We start from the raw sequence: 21084 nt of genomic DNA, 5'->3' as shown, positions 1-21084 counted from the left end.
CCGGGAATTTACGGAGAAGCCGGACGGCTTCGAGTTATTCCTGATCGGCAATGTCTTGGAAGCGATCGCGAGGATCGACCGGATCCGGCAAGGGGAGCCGCTCGCGCAAGCCGGAGCCGACGCCCCTCGGAAATCGAGTTTGTCTTCGGTACTGGATTATGTCGAACGGCATTTCGCGGAGCCCTTGACCGTCGAGCGGCTGTCCGCCCGGTTCGGCATCAGCGCGCGCCATCTCATCCGGCGGTTCCAAGAGACGACCGGCGAAGGCTTCTCGGCGTATCTCCGGCGCAAGCGGGTGGAGCACGCTTGCCGTCTGCTGACGGAGACGGATCATAAGATCGCGTATATCGCGAAGAGCTCCGGCTACCGGGACGCGGCGCACTTCGGAGAGGTGTTCCGCAGCCTCGTCGGCGCGAGCCCGAGCGAGTATCGCAAATCGCGGCGCGACGCCCGGTGAGTCCTAATCGCGATTACGTCAGCCCGCGCTCGACTAGATCGACTTCCCGTACCGGCATCGCTGCGTCCGACGGCAGATGGAACGTTTTGATTTCGCAACGGCCGAACGCGGCGGACCATCGGCGGCCGAGCATCGGCAACTCGATCTCGGCTTCCGCCGCCAGGCCCGCCGTCTCGTAACACCGCAAGATCCAGCCGTCGCCCTCTTCCGCTTCCTTCAAGGCAACGGCCGCTACGTGCGATGAGGAAATTCGGATTCCTTCCCAACATTGCGGCAAGCTGCCCGCATGATACGTCTCCCAGATCCCTGTCGCCGGCGCGTTCAACTCATAGGCTTTCCTTACGATGTCGGCATCTTGCCAACCGCCTTCATACGGCGATAGCCGGTAGGAAAATTCCTGAACGCCTTGATCCATGAACTCCACTTGATCGTCGCGAACGCCGTAGTGATCTGCGAAGATCGGGCTGCGAACGACGGTAAGGCGAATCTCGTGACCCAGGATGTCATACCCGTATTTCGCATTGTTCATTAGCGCGAGCCCGCGACGGCGCTCCGTTCTCGGCAGCGTACCTTCGACGGTCGCCCATTGTTGCCCAGGAACTTCGACGCCGGTCGTCTCCCGGCGGATATATCCGTACGGAATTTCGGAGTAGCTTGTTGGTTCGTCGACCTGAACCGGGAACGCCAGCTTCAACATTTTATGCTTCTCCCTCCAATCCACCGTCGCCTTGACCGTCAAGTCGGGGGAGTGGCGGTGAAGCGCGAAATCTTGGCGCAACGTCGAGTCGCCGTACCGGGACGTCACCCGGATGACCGCGCGCACCGGGCCTCGTTCGAGCACCTTTATCTCCGCGCCGCCGAAGCAGCCGACGACGTCCCTATAGCTCCGCAGGCCATGTCCCCAGGTGTCGCTATGCGTCTCATCGATCACCAGCGGAACGGCGCCGCGTCCTTCCAGCGCGTCGACGTTCGCCCGTTTGTCCAGCATTCGCGCGATCGTGCCGGTCGCAGGATCGAACTCAATGCGGACGTACTCGTTTTCGAGCACATGATCCTCCGCCTTTAGCGTCTCAGGTGCATCCGCCGATTCCGCCGCTTCGGATTCTTTCGTTAAATACAGCCAGTACACGCGATACCCCATCGCCGGGACGCGTGCCAGAAACAACGTATCCCACTTATCCTCCCCGTTCGTACGCGAAGCGCGCACAGTTTGCATCGGAACCGGTTTGCCAAGGTGATCCTCTACCCTTCGAACCCGGCGGTTGGCATGAATCGGCGTTTCGATTTCCCACGACAACGGATTGAATACGACATAAGGCGTGCCGAGATCCTCCTGTTCCCACAGCTGCCAATCCTTCTCTTTGCTAAGGGACGCCACTCCCGGCTTCATCGTGTCGATCGACCAGGAGAGTCGTTGCAAGGCAGCGTTCAGCGATTTGGCGGCGAGATGAAGCGCCTCACCGTACGATTCGCGCGCGTCGACGAACGCCTCCCGAATGCTGCAGCCTCCCATGATATCGTGAAAGTGGTTGAACATGACATTTTCCCAAGCAAGCGTGAGCTGCGCCTTCGGGTACGGCAGCCCCGCCAGCCGATTCGCGATTGCGGACCATTTCTCTGCGGCAAGCAGTCGATGCTCGGCCCGGCGATTGTTTTCCTTCGACTCGGAATGAGTCGAGTAGCAGCCGACCGCGTGCATCTGCAGATCATCTTTCACGACGGGGATTTCATACGCCGCCGCTTCGATGTCCTCGAAGTACCGATTCGGAGAACTGAGTATGATTCGATCCCCGCCGGGACGCGATTGCAACTCGCCGATCGCCCGAAGGTTCGCGACAGTCGGGCCTCCCCCGTGATTCCCTACGCCGTAGAACGACATATAGTCATTCCCTTCGTGATCCGCCATTGCGCCGTGCTTTGCGATTTTCGCTTCGAGCGTCAGCCCGCCCCACATGGAATAATTATCGGTCAAGCGGAATGCGATGACCTGGCTTCCGTCTTCGGATTCCCACCGGAACAGATTGCTCGGCAGCCGCTTCTCGTGCGGTTCGGGACGCATGAAGACGTAATAATCCATGCCGCTCTTCTTCAAAATTTGCGGCAGCATGCCGTGGTGGCCGAAGGAATCGACGTTGTATCCGACCTTCGCCGCGACGCCGAAACGATCGAGAAAATACCGTTGCCCGTATAAGCTGTGGCGCGCGAACGACTCCCCTGACGGCAGGTTGCAATCCGGCTGAATCCACCAGCCGCCTACGATGACCCAGCGCCCTTCGGCTACGCGGAGGCGAATTTCCTCGAACAGCTCCGGCGCATTTTCTTCCACCCAACGGTAGTACGCCGCACACGCGCAGGTGAATACGAAATCCGGGAACTCGTTCATACGGTCGAGCGCGGAGCGGAACGTCGCTTTGATTTCCGCGAAGCCTTCTTGCCATTGCCATAGCCAGACCGGGTCGAGGTGGGCGTTCCCGATAAGATGTACCTTTTTCGTTTCTGTCATGGGTATAATTGCTCCTCTCGTATAAGTAACGCTAATTCGCTTCATTTTGCCGGCTTGACGGCGCGTCCAGCTCGTTCCACGCGACGGACAGGCTGGCGTAAGGACATCGACAGCGCTTCTCGCATGCGATCGCGCGGTTCGTCGAAGTATGGTCTTTGCCCGCTCACGGCTTGACTTTCATCAGCTCCGCATCGACGTTCGCCTTCAACTCGTCCAACAGCTGCTGCGGCTCCCCCCTTCCGTGGATCGCGAGCTCCTGTACCCGCTGCGATTCGTTCCAGAGCAGCGAACCTACGGGGGTAACCGGTCTCGTATAGGCTTCCGGCATCATATCCAAGAACAGCCTCAAGCCTGGGTGTTCCGACAGCTGCAGCGCCGCATTGACCTCCGGCATGACCGTAATGTCGTTCCCCGCGTTTTCTCTTTGAGCCCACAGCAGCGTCCCTTCCTTGTAAGCGACGAACTTGATAAACTCCCACGCTTCCTCCGGGTGCGGAGCTCCTTTGGGCATGACATAAGACCATCCGCCAACCCAAGTGACATGCTCGTAGCCTTCCGCCGCCGGCATCGGCGCGATTCCCCATTCGAAATCGGGGTCTACATGAGCCAGATCGTCCAGGATCCAATTCCCGTCAAAGTTAAAGCCGACCTTGCCGGTCCAAAACGAGTTCACCCCGACCTTGCCCATCTCCTCCGAAAATTTGGTCAGGTCTTCGATGCCGTATTTCTTGGCGTAACCGGCCATCCACTCGAGCGCCTTCACGTTCTGAGGATCGTTCGGAGTCAAATTGCCTTCGCTATCTTGCAGAACGCCTCCCCAGTTCCACGCATTCGTGTAAAAAAAACCTTGATTCATCCAAGGTACGAAGCCGACCTGAAGATAGCGCCCATCGTCCCCCTTCAGAAACATCGCCTCCGCCATAAGATCCAGCTCTTCTATCGTCTTAGGGGGGAGATTCGGATTCAGCCCCGCATTTTTCATGAGCGTCTTATTGTAATACATCGCTCGGACGTCGGCTCGCCAAGGCAGTCCGTAGACGTTCCCGCGGTACAGCGCTTCCTTCCAGACCGAAGGATAATAGTCGGTCGGCGCAATGCCCGCTTCCTCCACGTATGAAGAAAGATCCTCGAGGTAGCCGCGAGCTGCCCAAGAGCCGATGAGGAACCGGTCGAATAGCGCGACATCGGGCGCCTCGCCGCCCGCGATGGCGGTCAGCAGCTTGTCGGACGCTTGCGTCTGGCCTGTATTTTCAACGAACGTCAGCTTCACTTTAATGCCGGGATGCGTCCGTTCGAAGACGTCCACCACGTTCTTCTTAAAGTCCCTCCGGTAATCGCCGTCCCACGGGAACCAGAAGTCGATCGTCACGGTGTCCTCAGGCAAGGGCGCCGCGCCGCGAGGCTGCGAATTCCCGTCGCCCGATCCGACGGCTGGGTTCCACGACCCAGTGCACCCCGCCATTGTCAAATGCGCAGCCAGCATGACGAGGATGGCCGACACCCTTCGACGTATTCCGAATTTCATATGCTCCACCTACCTTTCTCGCTGGAAGACGTTCGCTCTGTTAACGCAGAGGAATTTTCATCGTTACCTTGGTTCCCGCGCCGGGCTCGCTCTCGATCCGCAGGCCGTATTCCTTGCCGTAAGCGAGTTTAATTTGGCTGTTAATGTTCTTTAAAGCGAAATGGTGATCGCCAAGCACTTCCTCATTCTTCAAGGCCTCTTCCAGCTCTGTCATCTTCTCGGGCGCAATGCCGATCCCGTCGTCGGTCACCTCGAAAAGCAGCAGCTCCTCTTGCCTGCTCCAGGAAATATCCAGTCGTCCCCGCTCCCTCTTGCTCTCCAGCCCATGATAAATCGCATTCTCTACAAGCGGCTGGAAGATGAACTTTAAGACTCGGAAATGCAGGATGGCAGGGTCAACGTCCATATGCACGGTGAATTTATCTTCATAACGGATTTGCTGAATGGACAAGTAGCTGTCTAGCAAGTCCACGCACTCTTTCACGGTTACGAATTCCTTTCCTTCGCTTAAGCTCAGGCGCAGATACCGGGATAGTCCAAAAATCATCTTGCTGATTTCGTCCACTTTGTAGACACGAGATATCCAATGAATGGAATCGAGCGTATTGTACAAAAAGTGGGCGTTAATTTGCGAGCCCATCATCTTCAGCTGCATTTCCGTCCGAAACAGCTTCTGTACGTACAACTCGTCGATCAATTGTTTAATTCGCGCCACCATGACGTTAAAGGACGTAAACAACACGCCGAATTCGTCTTGACGCTTGGCGGCAATCTGCACGTCGAAGTCGCCTTCGCTCGCCTTGCGCATCGACCGAAGCAGGATACTGACGGGGCGATTCATCTGTCGCGCAACAAGAAAGGCTAGCAGAAAAGAAACCAGCATAAAGCCTACGACCAAGGAGAAGGTGTACAACCCGATTGCGCCTGCATCCCCTTCCAACTCTTCAAGAGACGCCATCCCGACAAGCTTCCACATGCTCCCGGGCGTCTCGTCGAACACCGCCATCATCTGGGTTCCGTCCAGCTCATGGGTAAGGATGCCGCTGGCTGCGTCGGGGAGATCCAATCCGGACGGCTGCATGGTGAGGCTGCCGTCGGAATCGGCAATGACCCGATTGTCCCGATCGACGATCATCGTGCGGCCTTGCGCGTGGAAATCGACTTCGGACAGAAGCTGGCGAATGCTCTGAGGATCGAATTCCATGACCAGGACGCCAATAATCTCTCCATTCCCGTCTAAATTTTTGATGGCGCGACCGAGCGTAAACACATCCTCTCGATCCGTCTCATCCGGAACCGGTCGAAGAACCAAGGACGGTCCTACGCCGTACCACACGATTTTCCCGTCCGCCGCCCGAATATCCTGATACCACTCCTGGGATCGCTCCTCCATGCTTGCCGGAGGAAGCTCCGCGAACGGATTGACCGTATTCCGATACCAATAGGACGCCTGCCCTTCTCCGAAAATGTAAATATTGAGCGTATCGTTCTTGACGTTCACCATATTGGACAAGAAGGTCCAGATTTGCTTCATGTTCGACGACCGCTCGTAGCTGTCCTGAAAATCGCCCAGAATTCCCATCTGGATTTTCTTTTCGCCGAAGACCAGCTGAGAGCGGCTTGCGTATTCGTCTAACATAAGCTCTAATCGCTTGTTCGTTTGTTGAACCGTCTGCAAGGCGATTTGAGAAACCTTGTCCCGAATGATGCTGTTCGCTTTGTGGTACGACAAGTACCCGACGGCCATAATGGAAATCGAGGTGCTGACGAAAAACAGGAAGAACACCTTATAGCTGACGGATCGCCACCTCAAATCGTTGCCCGGCTTCAATGACGCTCCCCCTTCCGGACGACTTAACGCACGCCGAATTCCCGGTATTGCCCTGGCGTTAAGCCCTCGCACTCTTTAAACATTTTGGTGAAATGGCGAAAGTCATTGTAGCCTACTTTCTCCGCGATCTCATAGACCTTCAAGGTGGTCTCTTTCAGCAGTTGTTTCGCCCGCTCCATGCGCAGCCGCGCCACGTATTTGCTGAAGGTTTCCCCCGTCTCTTCGTGAAACAATTTGCTAAAATAGGACGGATTCAAGTAAAACCGCTCGGCCACGCCGTTCATGGAGATCCGACTGTCCGCAAACCGCTCTCCGATATAAGCGATCGCGAGCTCGATGACATGCTTGCGGCTGCCCAACTCGCGATACATCCGCTGCAATCCGCCGAGCGCCGCCAACAGCGCTCCTTCCAACTCGGTCAGACGGCAAGCCGGAAGATGAATGCGCAGCTCAATGGACGGGTCGATGCCTGGCGCGGAAGCCAGACGCTTCTCCGCTTCCCGCAGCAGCGAAGCGAGCCCCCGCTTCATCATAAGGGGCGAGTGTCTAGCGACGGCAAGCTCTGCATGGCGCGCGAGTTCCTCCGCCAACTCGCGCAGCATCGACTCATGTCCGAGCTTCACGGCGTGCGCAAGCCGGCTGTCCCAGCCGGCGGGGCCGGCATATTCCACGGATTGCGCTTGCGCATCCAACCGCGGCAGCGACTCGGCGTCATAGACGCTGCCCGCTCCCTTGTAGAAGGCGTACGCACACGCGGATACAGCCTCCTGGAAGGAGACGTGGAGCAGGTTTCGATCCCGCTCCTTGCTGACGCCGATCGTGAGCTTCGCTTGCAAATACCGGCCGGCAGCTTCCATGAAAGCGGATAAGACGCCAGCCAGCTCCGCTTCGGCATGTTCCGCGGGGGATTGCAAAAGCACGACGTCGGCTTCTTCGTGATGATCCAGCGGACACCCGATCGTCTTGCCCGCGGCTCCCACGATTTCTTCGGCGATGTTGCCGAGCGCATAGCGGAGCAGGGAACGGCTGCTGGCATCGGTCGCATTGTCCCCCCACTCGTATACATGTACGCTAATCACGCTCAGCCGCTCCGGGTCGAGGCCGATCCCCAACGTGTCCCACATCGTCTGCCGCTGCCTTGCAGGCATCGGCTCGTTAAGCAGCATCGACTCCAGAAGCCGCTGTTTGGCGAGCGGCAGACTTTCTCTGCGGTATCCCGCCAACTGCTGCATGAAATCGTACGTGTCTTGCTCTTGCTTCAATTCGTCGATACATTTCCGGATCACGTCCAGCAATTTCGTCTCCTCGATCGGTTTCAGCACATAGTCGAAAGCGCCGCAGCGCAGCGCCTGTTGAGCGTACCCGAAATCGCTGTATCCGCTTATAATGACGATCTTGGCGGGCAGCTTGCGCACTTTCACCGCTTCAAGCAGCGCGAGTCCGTCCATGCGAGGCATTTTGATATCGGTAATAATGAGATCCGGCGCCCGCTCCTCGATGCGCTTCAGCGCTTCCTCGCCGTCCGCTGCCTCGCCGATGACCTCGATCCCTTCCGCTACCCAGTCGATCGTGTTCCGCAGCCCTTTGCGCACCCATTTCTCATCGTCCACAATCAGTAAGGAATACATCGGCGATTCCCCCGTCGTCATTCGTTCAGTCCAATAAACTCGTATGTGCCGGAACCGATGCGGAAACGCGGCTCGCCCGCGATGTTCCCGAACGGGAGACAGCCTTCGATGTCGGCGCCTTCGCTCACCTTCACCCCGTTAATCGACGCCGCCCCCCCCGGCACGAACACCGTCGCCGCCGCATTCGGCGGGATTACGACCCGAAGCCTGAACGGCCCCCCCGGGGGACGCTCCCACTCCGCTTGAATTCGTCCGTACAGCGTGTCATGGGACGCCTTTACCCAAGTCAAGAGGCCGCCGGGTCGCGGTCGGATGACAACATGCTTGAATCCGGGATGCTCCGGGTCCGCCTCAATGCCCGCCATATAGCGGAACATCCATTCCCCGACCGAGCCGAGCGAATAATGGTTGAATGAATTCATTCCCGGCGATTGAAAGCCCTTGTGCTCGGTCCAACCGTCCCACCGCTCCCAAATCGTCGTCGCTCCGTGCTTAATGGAATACATCCATGACGGGAACGCATCTTGGGTCAATAACGCGTAAGCGACATCCGCCTTGCCGCAGTCGCATAGGGCAGGCAGCAAATAGCCGACGCCGAGAAACCCGGTCGATAACCGGTCGCCGCGGCGCCGGATGTCGGCGACCAGATGCTCCGCCGCCGACAAGCGCTGCGCCTCCGTTAGCAAGCCGAACTGCAGCGCAAGCACGTATACGGTTTGCGTTTCGCCGCGGATGCGGCCGTCCGGCGCGACGTAAGCGGCGCGGAACGCTTCCGCGATGCCGGCGTACAGCGACTCATAACGCATCCGATCCTCGGTGCGGCCGAGCACGCCGGCAATACGCGACAGCAGCTGCGCGTTATACGCGAAATACGCTGTCGCGAGCACCTCCTTCGGCGTGTCCGCGTCGATCGAGAGCCAGTCGCCGTAATTGGCGTAGTCCGGCCGCAGCAAGCCTTCGCTATTGTCCTGTAAATAAGCGACCCAGCGGGTCATGGCCTCATAGTGGCGCTCCAGGATGCGGGTGTCGCCGTACATCAGATAGAGCGTCCACGGGATGATGACCCCTGCATCGCCCCAGCCGGCATTGTCCGGGGCGAACCACCCCGTGTCCAGATCCCGCAGCTTATGGCGAATCCACCCGGCGTCCGGCGCGACGTCCGTGAACGCGCCGGATGGCTGCTGGCAGTCGGCGATATCCTGCATGTACTTGGTAAAAAAACGGGATACGTCCATATTGTACGAAGCCGTCCTGGCGAAGATTTGCGCGTCGCCCGTCCAGCCGAGCCGCTCGTCGCGCTGCGGGCAATCCGTCGGCACGGACAAGAAGTTGCCCCGTTGCCCCCACGTAATATTGGCGTATAATCGATTGACCAGAACGTCCGACGTCTCCAGCGCGCCCGTCGGCGGCGTATCGGAATGAATGACTTTCCCGACGAGCGAATCGAGCGTCGGTTCCATCGTCAACCCGCTTACCTCCACGTAGCGAAAGCCGTGGAACGTGAAGTGCGGCTCATACGTCTCCTCGGCTTCGCCCTTGAGCACATAATGATCCTGTTGAACGGCCGCCCGTAAATTTTCGAGATATAAACTGCCGTCCGGCTGCAGCATCTCGGCATGGCTGATCGTCACCCGCTCTCCCATCGCCCCCCGTACCTTGAGCGCCGTCCGCCCGACCATGTTTTGCCCCATATCGAAAATGTAAGAGCCTGTCGCCGTTCGGCGAACGGAAACGGGCTTTACCGTTTGCGTGACGCGAATCGGCGGCTCCTGGGACGCGACAAGCAAGCCGTTATACCCTCGGCGGGCAAGAGGGGTCTCCCAAGCCGTATCGTCGTAACCGGGGAGATCCCACGCCCCGACCTCCAAACGCGCATCGTACATCTCGCCCTTGATGAAATCCGAATACACAATCGGCCCGCGCGTCGTGCGCCAGCTGTCGTCGGACACGATTCGCTCCGACGTTCCGTCCATGTATTCCACTCTAGCTTGGAAAAGCAGGAACGGACACTCGCCGTATACGGCTTTGCCCAGGAACCCGACCGTGCCCGCGTACCAGCCGTCGCCGACGATCGCGCCGAATACGTTGTCCCCTAACCGAACGGCGTCCGTCACGTCGTACGCCCGAACCTGCACACGGACGTTATAATCGGTCCATCCCGGCGCGAATAGATCGCCGACGCGCTGGCCGTTCACACGAAGCTCATATACGCCAAGCGCGGTTGCGTAGACGATTGCCCGCCTCACCGGTTTCACGATAACGAAGCGCTTGCGGAAATAGGGCGAGGGCTGCGCGGCGAGCCCCGGTTCCGGTTTGCGGCCGATCCACGTCGCCTTCCATTCCGCTCGCGACAAGAGTCCCATTGACCAGAACGCGGTATCGCTCCAATCCGACGCACGACCCTTCCGATCCCAGACGCGAACCTTCCAATAGTACATCTGTTCGGACGCGAGCGGCGCGCCCGCATAGATGACATGCGCGCTCCGGTCGGAATCCACCTTGCCGCTGTTCCACAGGTCGGCTGCGTTGTCGTTCAGCGCTTCGGGCGAAGAGGCCACGAGCACGTGGTAGGCCGTTTGCGCGGCGTCGCGCGCTTTCGATTCCATTTTCCAAAACAGCCTTGGACGCCTCTCATCCAATCCAAGCGGATTGACGGCGTACTCGGTTAACAACTGAGAGACGTGCAATGTCATGGTTCTCTCCTCCGGTTCGCGACATCTTCTAAACCGTCAGGCGGATTGCAGGATCATTCCTTGTATCCGGTTACATTCGGTGAAGACGTATCTCATTCCTTTAATTTCAATCAATGAACGTGTCCGAATTTTTGTTGCGGCTCCGCGCCGCTGTCGCGCAGGAACGCTTCCCATTTCGCGACGGCCTCTTCGTCGCCGAGCAGCTTAAATCTCAGCTCGGGATCCTCCGGATCGATGCCGGCCACATGCGCCCGCAGCGCATATTGCAGAAGCAGTTTATAGATCGTCGGGGACATCTCTCTAACGTGCTGCTCGAGTTCGGCCGAAGCGAAATGGATGCCTTCCTTCTCCGCTATCGCCGCGACTTCGGTTACATGTTCTGTTTCGACTTCTTCGACCGGAAAATTCTGCTTTTCCCGCCTGAACCAGGAACCAAGCACATGCTCGATGATATTTAGTTCCAAACTGACCTCGTATTCGCTCTCCGAGGAACCATCGACGTGATGCCATAGCGGAAGCAGCTGGCGGCCGAACAAATAGTCGTTGGCGAAGTCGTTCGTCTCGTCACCCAGCGCGTGGTGAACGACAGCGTCCAAGGCGAGGCCTTCGCCCGAGGGGTATCGCAGGATGGCGCGCAGCATCCGATTCCGCTCGCCGGTCCGCTCGAGGCTGCGGTCTTCGATCGCTCGGACAATCAATGGCGCTTTGGTGTAATGCAAAAACTCGGTCAGGGCGTGGGAATGCTGAATGATTTCTTCCTCCATCGGGGGGAAGTTCAGCAGCGATGCGTCTTTAAGCGTCATATAAACGTACTGGCGATAGAGCGCATTGAAGCTTTCCGCCACGTCGACGCCAAGCGACCGCTTCAGACTTCCCGGCAACGCGCTCATCGAGGCATTCTCGTAATAGGTGGCAAGCCCCTCGTAAAGCCATTGATTCGGAGGCCTCCGGTAGGTAGAGCTCGTCACCTTATAGTCGAAGAAGGAATGGAACAGTCGGTGCCCCATAAGTTCCCAGTCGCGCTTGACGGTATCGATGAAGGTCGTCGCCGTAATGAGCGAGTCCGCGCCGGCGAAGGTGTACGCGCCTTCCCGGTCGCCCCGCGGCAGCAGCACGAGCGACGTCCGGGGGAGGTCGAAGCCGAATAACTGCCTGTAGAAATCGTACATCCGGTTCAAGCCTTCGATCGTCTCGTCGCCAGGCTTTAGTTTCGAGTATTTGTCTGAATCGGCCAAATAGTAAATATCGAACGAACCCTCTCCCTTGGGCGTCCGAATGCTTTCAAAGTTTCCGAAAGCGAAGGCGGACTTGCGCAGATGAAGCAGCTGGTTCGTCGTCGGACGCTCCACCACCGTCTTCGTCTCGGCGCCTTCGCCTTCGGCGAAAGGAACGATCGTCGTCCAACCTTCCTTGACGTCGAAGCCGACGGAGATTTTCCCGATCGAGCGGCGGACTTCTCTCTCCTCGGCGGCATATGCCTGCAGCGGCAGCATGAACGCCTGCTCGCCGCTGAAGGCAAGCACATATTCGTTCAGAATGCCCTGATGGCCGTGCTTGGCGATTTTACCCAATTCGACGCTATACGAACAATGGACGGCCCGCTCCTGGCCGCGTTCGATTTCGACATAACCGTCGCCGACCGTAAAGGGAAGTTGTTTTCCGCCGGCGTCCGCGCACGTTAGGTCGAAGCCTGCGACATCCCGGGTAATCAACACGATGTCCGAGTCATCGGCAATGCCGGTAATGTTCAATTCAACGCGGAGGGTCTGTTCCGCGTCGGACACCCGCTTGATTTGATAGGCATATTCGGTCGTAACGTCTTCGGCATTCGCTTGGACAAGACCTAGGACCAATACCGCGACAAGCGCGATTCCGATGAAGATGGATAAGATCAAGGCTTGGCGGCGATACCGATAGGTTCCGGCGATGATGGCGCTGAATTTGGTCTGCATTTTTGAACATCTCCCTTGCCCATCCGGGGCCGCCGAGGCGACCCCGCGATGGTTCAGTTCGTAGCATAGATTTGCTAGTGTCAAGCTTACGGAACGAGGGTGACGGCGTACACGTGCAGGTTGTTGTTCGACATGGCGGGCAACGTAATGCCGGTTAACGTTTTGTTCGCGTCGACTGGAAACGATTTTTCGTAAATGTAACAGCCGGTCGACATTTGCTGATCCGCATTGCCGAAGTGACGATGCGCGAACGATTCGACTTCGTCGCCGGACGGATTCGTGCACCAGTCGTTAAAGCTGAGTGTCGCGGTGCCGGTCGTCGAATCGCTGTAATGGAACGTCAACGTACCCGACTGCGAGCCGTTCGTGCCTGCGCCGAGGATGTACACCTCCGAGTACTTGTTCGGAGCTTCCAACTGCAGCAGTTCGCCGTTCACGCGTACCGAGTTGTTGCTCCCGTCGGCCATCGGCCCATAGCTGTATTTGACGCCGGAATCGTACGTCGGCGTCAAGCTGGTCATTATCTCGTAAGGGTACGTCGAGCCGTAGCCGTCGAGGTCGCCGTCGTTCTTCACGGCTTCCGAACTGAATGCATCCTCGTCGAAATGCGCCCTCAGGTCGACCTGCACCTGCTTCTTCAGCGTCATCGCGATGACGTGCACCGACCCGTTCGAAGGCAGGGTAACGCCAGTAACCGTCTTGCCCGGCGTCGGATGCAGGGTGTATTCGTAAATGTGGCAGCCGGTTGCGCTCATCGCTTGATCCGCTCCTTCATGATGACGGTGGTCGTAACTCTTTACGACAACATCCGTCGACGCCGGCGTCGTGCACCAATCCCGCACCGTAACGGATTGCGTCGAGAAGGTCGAATCGCTGTAGTTGATGAGGAACTGGACGGCCGATTGCGTACCGTACGTAGCAGCGCCCAGGAATTTGATGGCGGAGTACACGCCCTGTTCCTGCGACGAGAACGCAATGTTCACGCCGGTGGAGGAACTGCCCGCGACCGCGTTGTTGCCGGCGCCGTCGGCTAAATTAATGAAATCGTAGGTCGTACCGTTATACGTCAGAGGATCGGCGAGCCCTTCCGTCGGGTACGTCGTCTTGGACGGTGCGTCCTCCAGATCGAAGTCCCCGTCGTACCGATTGCCGTCCGAGCTGAACCCGTCCTGATTGACCACGCCGCTCAAGGACACTTGGACGTCTTCCGACCCCGGATTGCCCCCGCCCGATTGCGAGCCCGTCGCCTTGACCGCAACTGCCGCAATGCGCACGTTGCTATTACCGGAAATGTTGATCGCGGTTGCCGCCTTGCCCGAATCCGGCGAAAGCTCATATTGGTAGAATTTGCACCCGCCGGACCCTCCGTTCGATTCGGCGAAGTTGTCTTTGCCCCCGCCGCTCACATGATAGCGGTATCTTCTGTCGAGAACGATCGTGCCTAATGGCGTCGCGCACCAATCCCGAATCGTATACGACTGCTGGGTAGATGTCTGGTCGCTGTATTTCACCGTTACGGTCAACGATTGGTCCCCGCCCGTCGCCGCTGCCATCAGCTTGACCGACGTCAGCGGGGTTGCCGCATCCAGGGTAAGGTCCGTGGCCGAATCCGGTCGGAACAAGTTATTCTGACCGTTATTCAAGCTGCTTAATTTATATTTCGTGTCTCCGTACCTTACGACCGCTTTGGACGGATGCAAACCGTCCGCCATATAGATCGCGTAGGAATCAAATCCGGATCCATCCGTGGAAGCCGTGTAATACGAGAAGCCGTCGACGTTGAAAGGCAGATTCAGCGATGGCCCGGCGGTTACCGAAACCTCGTTAGAAAATGCGCCGGCGTTGTCGTTGTCTTCCGCTGCGACTTTGTAATAGTAAGTCGCATGACCGACGACCGAGTCGACGAACGAGGCGGCGGTCGTCTCTCCCACCTTATTGCGGTAGTTCGGCGCGAAATTCGGCTGCGTATCGCGGTAGACGACATATCGCTTCACGCCGATATCGTCGGTCGACGCGTTCCAACTGAGCGTCACATCGCCGTTATACGTATTGCCGTTCGCGACGCTGGCCGATAAGCCCGTTACTTGCGAAGGCGCCTGATCGTCGACGACCGTATTGCTGTTCGCGCTGTTCTTCACTGCCGTCATCGCGAGAATTTTCATCCGGTTGCCGGTGTTCGGCAGCGTGACGGACTGCGGCGTCTTCCCCGAATCCAACGGGATGCGGTACATATAAATGAAGTTGGTCTTGTTGATATTGTCGTGCCCGTTGCCGGTGTCTTGCTGATGGCTGTGCGACAACACGAGCGCGATACGATCCGGTACGGTTTCCACGCCGAATCCGCCGATCCGCTCGGTCCAATCCGGCACATGGAAATACTTCGAGGCGGAACCGCCGCCGGAGTAATTTACCGTGAACGTGCCGTGCTGCGAGCCGCCGCCTCCGGCGGTTGACGCGAGGAAGTACAAGTAGTCGTACGTGCCGCCGACGCCTAGGGTAACGGCTTGCCCGTTCGCCAGAATCACGTTGTTCGAGCCGTTCGCGATCGATCCGCGCTCGAAGGCGACGCTGTCGACCTTGAACGATGCCGGAATTAAACTGCCGTTGTAGGAGTTGCTGCCGTCCATCGCTCCGTCGTTCATGCTCACGTCCGTGCTGAGTCCGTCGTGATTAAAGGCGTTGTTCGACGCGAGATCGATCGGCGTCGACACCGGATTCGTGTTAACGAACAGTGCCGACGACACGCTGGCGCGGAACGTCTTGACCTGATACTTGCCGAGCGTCGTCGATACGGTATTGCCGGAATGAGCAATCGTATTCGGCGATTTGTCGTCTTCCAAAAAGTTCGTTTCCGCTACGTTCGATACGGACAGAGAGCCGTTGAACGTGACGTCGACGTTCGTCGAAGCCGCGCCTTGCGTCTCGGCCAGACGGATGATAACGTCATTCGAATTCTCCTTCTTTTTCACCGCCGTGATGAGCACGTTCGGTTGGTTTACGGAGACGAAGCTGTACGATTTGCCGAGCGTGCCGCTATGCGGCGACGTCTGCATCGCAAGCAGCGGAGCGTTGAGCGAGTACGCTTGCTGCGGCGTATTCGCCGACTTCCAGTCCCCTGAATGACTGTACAGGGAATAAGTGAATGTATGCAGTCCTTCATCCTGGACGACGTCCAGATCGCGAGCCGATCGCAGCAGAGAGAGACGAATCGTATTGTCGTTCGGTTTATCCCAGCCGTATTTGCTGTCGTTCAGGATGCTGACGCCGAAATTTTGGGAAGCATTGGACACGTCCGCCCATTTATGCCCAGGAACCTCGTATTTGATAGGTTCGTACGTAGACGGCTCGTGCCGATCGTCCTGGTCGTTCCAGTGCCACTCTGGGATGCTATTAACGCCGCGTTGTACGGCGCCGTACGAAAGGTCGTACGTCGTGTAAGGATCTTTTGCTGCGTCGCTCAAGTGGAATGCGACCTTCAGCATCTTCATCTGTTCGTGCCAATCCACCGTCGTCGGCATATCGATGCGATCGAGAGTCGAATAGAGGACGATATCCTGCGTATACGTCGATTTGTCGATCGACTTCGTGATCCGGTATACGTTGCGCACCGGTCCGCTCTCGATCAGTTCCGGCGTGACGGCCGCGTTCATCTTCGTCGGCGTGCCGGAAATTTGGGCGTACGTGACATCCCACGATTGATCCCATTCGTCGAGTCGCTGCAATTCGACTTCCGAATTCGGGTACAGCACTTCTTTCGCATGCTGCTTATCGTAGATGCGCTTGATGTTGCCGGTCGCCGGATTGATTTCGACCGTGTATTTGTTGTTGTTCATCGTATTCCCGCCGGAGGAAAGCCCCGTATTGTAGGTCGGCTGCGTCGAAGACGGCACGACGCGGTATACGGCGTGCCCTAGCGAAGGAACGTCGTTCGCGATGAACACGACTTGGAAGCCGTTCCCCTTCTTGACCGCTTGAGACGGGATCTCGTTCCCGTTCGGGTCGTAGACGCGGACATAATTGTCGGATACGGACGGGAACGTAACCGTCACATCGACGACGTCGCTGCGGGCGAACGAAAGCGGGTTATAGACGACGATCGGCGCGCCGGCTCCCGACGTGTCGGCGCGGTCGGCGATGACGGCGAGCGCGTTGTCCACGATCCCTTGCGTGAGATTCAGCGCGATCTCGTAGTTGTTCCACGCTTCCTCGGTCGCGTCGCGCGTGTTCGTGCCGGGCAGGATATCATGGAAATCGTTAACGAGCTTTTTCTTCCAAGCGAAATCGAGCGTGTCCGACGGATAGTCGGCTCCGCCAAGCCACATGGCGGCGGTGCTTAGCTTCTCGGCTTCTTCAAGGAGCACTTCCGATTTGCGGTTGTACTTTTTGACTGCCGATTGGCTGGTGAACGTGCCATGCGTCGACTTCAGCAGCAGTTCCTTGTCGTGTAACGGCAAGTTGTCCCGTTGCGACTGCGAAAGCGCGTTGTAGTAATCGCTAACCGAACGGTAGGTAACGACCGGCGTATCCGGGTCGTTCTGGCTGAGGTCGTTCGTCATCGTGATTTGATCTTGATTGGGGCCGCCCCCTGAGTCTCCCGCGCCAAGCAGATACATTCCCTTGGCAATCCCCGTTCCGAGACCTGCGGGGAACGTAATGACAGAATTATAGCGGCTCTTTAATCCCTCTTTATTGGTTGTATTGACGCCATTGTTGAAATTCCCGCCGTTCGGGTACATCCATAACGGACGAAACATTGTAATCTCCGTTCCGTCGACGCCTCTCCACCGGGATAGATCGTCGTTATGGGTCGTCATCCGCGTCACCATGATCGAGTCCATACCGGAATTTTTCAAAATTTGCGGCATGATCCATGAGAATCCGAACGAGTCAGGCAAAAAGGCGTGATCGACTGTCTTATTAAAGTTGTCGCGGAAAAATTTCTGTCCGAGCAAGTAGGAGCGTGCAAGGCTCTCCCCGGACGCCATCATCGTCTCGTGCTCGACCCAGGCGCCTCCGGCCGGAATCCAGCTTCCGTCGGCTACCTTGCTCTGAATGTCCGCGAACATCTGCGGCCAATATTCCTTGATCCAAGCGAAGTGTTGGGCCGAAGAGCCGTTGAATTTGTAGCCGGGGTTGCTGTCGATCAGATTCAGCTGATTGTTCCATGTCGTGTACAGATACGGCGTTGCCGGGTTCGAATTCGGCTCGATCGTGGTCGTAATCGTCCATTTCCAAGCCGTGTCGATATGGGCGTTGCCGATCGCGAAAGCTTCGTACGACTTGTCGTACGCCATCGCAGTACCGACGCTCCCTACCCAGAACGTAGCCGCCGCCGACAGCGCGGCGACAGCCTTGGTCAAGCGCTTGAGCATCCATCTTCAACTCCTTAGTATGCTTGTGGCCGAATATCTATATCAAATGCAGCCGCTGATTTATTAACTCCCTCCCTTATCTGCTTAAGTACGGTTTACGCGCAAAAGGCCGCATGTACTGGATCCCGCAAACCGGGAAGAGACGGGAATCCGCCTCCATTCCGGGTACGTTTCTGTTTAAAATTCCAAGGCGACGGTGACCAGCCGGTTCGCCTCGACTGTAAATCGGATGCAGTCGCCTTGCACGACAACTTCTGTGTCCGTCCCCAGCAGGCGTTCTTGAATATCGGCGAAACCCGCCCGCTTCGGCGTTCGCGGCAGCTGAATCGTGACGTTCGCAGCGCTCCCGCCTTCGGTCTCATAGACACGAAGGATGAGTCGATCCCCGTTCTCCGCCAACTTGACCGCCGAGACGGCGACATTGCCTTGCAATAACCGGAAGAAGCTGTGCGAAGCCGGCAGATCTCCTTGGCGTACGGCGCCCGACACGAGGCTGAACGGGTGGTTGAAATGATAGGCGCGAGCTAATGCGTCACGGTTGGAGTCGGCATCGTCGATGACGATCGCAAAGCCTAGGCGAACGTTCCCGAGCTCCGGATCGGGATCCGGATCGAACGAGCTGCGGATGAGGGTAGCTGAGATCGCGTCGTCGAAGCCGCGGAAGCCGTACCCGGAGCGAGTCACGAGCATCGCCGACCCGCCGGCTCCGTCTTCGCGGACGGCCTGGACGAAGCTGTTCCCCGGCGCGTCCATATTCATGCTTCTGCGTTCGATAACGCCTGCCGGGACGTCATACTTATAGGAGGCGCAGCGATAGTTCAGCGGCAAGTGGAAGTTCAGCTGCGGAACGCGCCGATCCGCTGCAGAGCCCCGCTCGTGCCAATCGCATTCCACTTCGTAGCGCAGCGCGGAGCTGCCCCTGTCGAGCGATATCAGCGCTTTCAGCTTCGACGATCCGAAATCGACCTCATAGCTGAGCGACTGCCGAAGCGCTCCGTGTCCCTCCGGCATCCCCGTCAACCGAATCGTGCCGAACATCTTATCGAACTCGCGCTCCTGCTTGTGCGCCAGCATCCTTAGTCTCGCGCGGGCGTCGAGCGGCCGCACCGCCATGTATCGTCCCACGTCCCAGGCGCTTCCGCCGTGGATATCCTCCTCGATAAACCGGAAGCCGCCGCCAAACCGGTTCGGGTCAATGTGCTCCATGCCGGTTCGCTTATCGATCAGCGAACGGATCGCGCCGTTCACAGGATCGAATGCGACCTTGAGCCTTTCGTTTTCCAAGGTAAACCGGTATTCGTGCTCGGACGTTCGCGGCAAATTCGACACCGTGCCCGCCGACTCGAAATGTTCGCTTTCGGAAATGACATAGGTTTGATAACCGCATGCCGGCACTTTCGCCTGAATCAGCAATCTGGAGTAATGATGGCTCCAATAGCGATGCGTACCGTAATCCAGCACCTGATGCGGAACCGCGTTCCCGTCCGCGTCCTTCACTACAATTCGGTGGTGGTCGCCGGTCCAATCCCAGAGCAGCACCTCCGTCGTCTCCTCCCGGTCCAGAAGGGACGAGTTGAACAGATGGATGATCCGATCGTGGCTCGCCGCGCTTTCGGGCGCCGTAACCCGGAACGCACTCGCGCCGTGGCCGGCTCCAGCCCCCTCCGACGTCGATTCCCTCCAGTCTCCGCGCTGTACGGGCAGCTTTGACGTATCGATTCGACCCGCAATGTCCGCGAGCGTTCGCTTCTTGCGCGTATTGACGGCAGCCATCGTCTCCTGGAACTTGCCCATGGCATGCTCTCGGGTTTCGACGACGCCCGAGCCTGGCAAAATATCATGGAATTGAGCGAATAACACGTCGCGCCAGCTCGTTTCAAAGACATCCCGAGGATAGCGGCTGCCGAACGCAAGCGTTGCCGTCGCGCTGAACAGCTCGGCTTCGTTCAACGCATTTTCGGACGTCCGGTTCGCGACCTTAATTCGCGTCTGCGTTGTGTAGCAGCCCGGCGCAACGAAATTCAACTCCCCCGTGACCTCCGGAAGCTCCGCGGAAGACGATTCCGCGGCAGCGAAAAAATCGGCGTACTTCCCGAAGCGCAGTTCCGGGAAAATCGGCCACGTCTGCATATCTAGAATGCGCTCCAAATCCCGCCGCGTCGGTCCGCCGCCGTGATCGCCGACACCGAACACTTTGAGAAACGTACGCATACCGTACTCCCGGCACAAGGCTGGCACGAACGCCGCAAAATACGGCTCCACGTTGTCGTTGTACCACATCGGTTCGCGATAAGCGATCACGGAACGGCCGGACGGAGCCTTCCATCGATACAGCGACGGACCGTTGAAGCCGCGGCAGTGGTAATAATACTTCACGCCGCCGGCAGTCAGAATTTCGGGCGTATGGAGGGGATGACCGAACGTGTCGGGCTCGAAATCCAGGTTGAGGGTATCCGGATCGATGCCGAGCGTGCGGGATAAGTACCCCTTGGCATATATCATTTGCCTCGCATGGCTTTCGGTGTTCGGCATATTTTTGTCCGCTTCCACCCAGGTGGACGCCGATACTTCCCATCGACCCTCCTGTACGCGGCTGCGGATTTCGGCTAACATGTCGGGGTCGTATTGCTCGACAATGCGGTAGATTGCTGCCTGAGACTGGGAGAACTTGAACGCCGGGTATTCGCGCATCAGCTTCAGCACGGTCTCGAACGTATCGAGCGTAACCGACACCGTCTCGTCCCAGCCCCACTCCCAGTTCATGTCGATGTGCGCGTGACCGACGAAAAGCACCGTAAGCGCCTTCGCTTCTTCGGCGACCGGCGCGAGCCTGCGCTCGGCCTCCAGCACGGCGCTCTTCGTCACGAACCCCTCTTCGCGTACAGCGCCGCCCATCGCGTGCAGCGCATCGAGAATCGCTTCGTCGAATCGATGCCCGCGAAGCTGCGAAATTGCGTACGCGTATTCCGCCTGGGCGACGCCGCGGGACAGCCAATAATAATGACGGTCTTGGCCGGTCAGCTCCCACATTCCGTATTTCTTCGGCAACGGCTTCTTCAGGGATGCCAGTAATGCGGGGATCGTGTTCGTGTTCATGGCTTATCTCCGTTTCCTTTCGATCTT

Annotated in this window: 9 protein-coding genes; 1 reads left to right on the top strand and 8 read right to left on the bottom strand. The window is 58.0% G+C overall.

All coding sequences use genetic code 11. From position 1 onward, the window contains the following. Window positions 1–457 (top strand): helix-turn-helix domain-containing protein (locus VEZ38_RS05855; protein ID WP_324892406.1); only part of this gene is annotated, 457 nt, incomplete at its 5' end. Between the two features lie 13 nt (window positions 458–470). On the opposite strand, the gene VEZ38_RS05850 is transcribed toward VEZ38_RS05855, so the two are convergent. From VEZ38_RS05850 to VEZ38_RS05815, 8 genes are all read right to left on the bottom strand, one after another. Beyond that, a complete protein-coding gene (locus VEZ38_RS05850; RefSeq protein WP_324892405.1) occupies window positions 471–2960 on the bottom strand; it encodes an alpha-mannosidase in 2490 nt (829 codons plus the stop codon). A 163-nt stretch (window positions 2961–3123) separates the two neighbouring features. Beyond that, window positions 3124–4485: an ABC transporter substrate-binding protein gene (locus VEZ38_RS05845; protein WP_324892404.1), complete on the bottom strand. Its 1362-nt coding sequence runs from the start codon at window positions 4483–4485 to the stop codon at window positions 3124–3126. Between the two features lie 40 nt (window positions 4486–4525). Then, on the bottom strand, window positions 4526–6316 hold the full coding sequence (locus VEZ38_RS05840; RefSeq protein WP_324892403.1) for a cache domain-containing sensor histidine kinase: 1791 nt from the start codon (window positions 6314–6316) through the stop codon (window positions 4526–4528). Between the two features lie 23 nt (window positions 6317–6339). Then, on the bottom strand, window positions 6340–7944 hold the full coding sequence (locus VEZ38_RS05835) for a response regulator transcription factor (RefSeq protein ID WP_324892402.1): 1605 nt from the start codon (window positions 7942–7944) through the stop codon (window positions 6340–6342). A 17-nt stretch (window positions 7945–7961) separates the two neighbouring features. Then, window positions 7962–10637, bottom strand: coding sequence for a glycoside hydrolase family 78 protein (locus tag VEZ38_RS05830; RefSeq protein ID WP_324892401.1), 2676 nt, complete (start codon window positions 10635–10637; stop codon window positions 7962–7964). Window positions 10638–10747: 110 nt separating this feature from the next. Beyond that, the gene (locus tag VEZ38_RS05825) at window positions 10748–12589 is read right to left on the bottom strand and encodes a hypothetical protein (RefSeq protein ID WP_324892400.1); all 1842 of its coding nucleotides are present in this window, start codon (window positions 12587–12589) and stop codon (window positions 10748–10750) included. An 86-nt stretch (window positions 12590–12675) separates the two neighbouring features. Further along, window positions 12676–17961, bottom strand: coding sequence for a glycoside hydrolase family 38 C-terminal domain-containing protein (locus VEZ38_RS05820; protein WP_324892399.1), 5286 nt, complete (start codon window positions 17959–17961; stop codon window positions 12676–12678). A gap of 177 nt (window positions 17962–18138) precedes the next feature. Beyond that, complete coding sequence (locus VEZ38_RS05815) at window positions 18139–21057, bottom strand: glycoside hydrolase family 38 C-terminal domain-containing protein (RefSeq protein ID WP_324892398.1); 2919 nt, start codon at window positions 21055–21057, stop codon at window positions 18139–18141. Window positions 21058–21084 lie beyond the last annotated feature (27 nt).

Source organism: Paenibacillus sp. (genome assembly GCF_035645235.1).
Classification (GTDB): domain Bacteria; phylum Bacillota; class Bacilli; order Paenibacillales; family YIM-B00363; genus Paenibacillus_AE.
The sequence above is the reverse complement of the archived record's forward strand: the minus strand, read 5'-3'. Positions and strand labels throughout refer to the sequence as shown.

Excerpts from the sequence above, each read along its gene's own strand:
- VEZ38_RS05850 (WP_324892405.1), bottom strand. The coding sequence starts at position 2,960 with ATGACAGAAACGAAAAAGGTACATCTTATCGGGAACGCCCACCTCGAC.
- VEZ38_RS05845 (WP_324892404.1), bottom strand. The coding sequence starts at position 4,485 with ATGAAATTCGGAATACGTCGAAGGGTGTCGGCCATCCTCGTCATGCTG.
- VEZ38_RS05835 (WP_324892402.1), bottom strand. The coding sequence starts at position 7,944 with ATGTATTCCTTACTGATTGTGGACGATGAGAAATGGGTGCGCAAAGGG.
- VEZ38_RS05830 (WP_324892401.1), bottom strand. The coding sequence starts at position 10,637 with ATGACATTGCACGTCTCTCAGTTGTTAACCGAGTACGCCGTCAATCCG.
- VEZ38_RS05825 (WP_324892400.1), bottom strand. The coding sequence starts at position 12,589 with ATGCAGACCAAATTCAGCGCCATCATCGCCGGAACCTATCGGTATCGC.
- VEZ38_RS05820 (WP_324892399.1), bottom strand. The coding sequence starts at position 17,961 with ATGCTCAAGCGCTTGACCAAGGCTGTCGCCGCGCTGTCGGCGGCGGCT.
- VEZ38_RS05815 (WP_324892398.1), bottom strand. The coding sequence starts at position 21,057 with ATGAACACGAACACGATCCCCGCATTACTGGCATCCCTGAAGAAGCCG.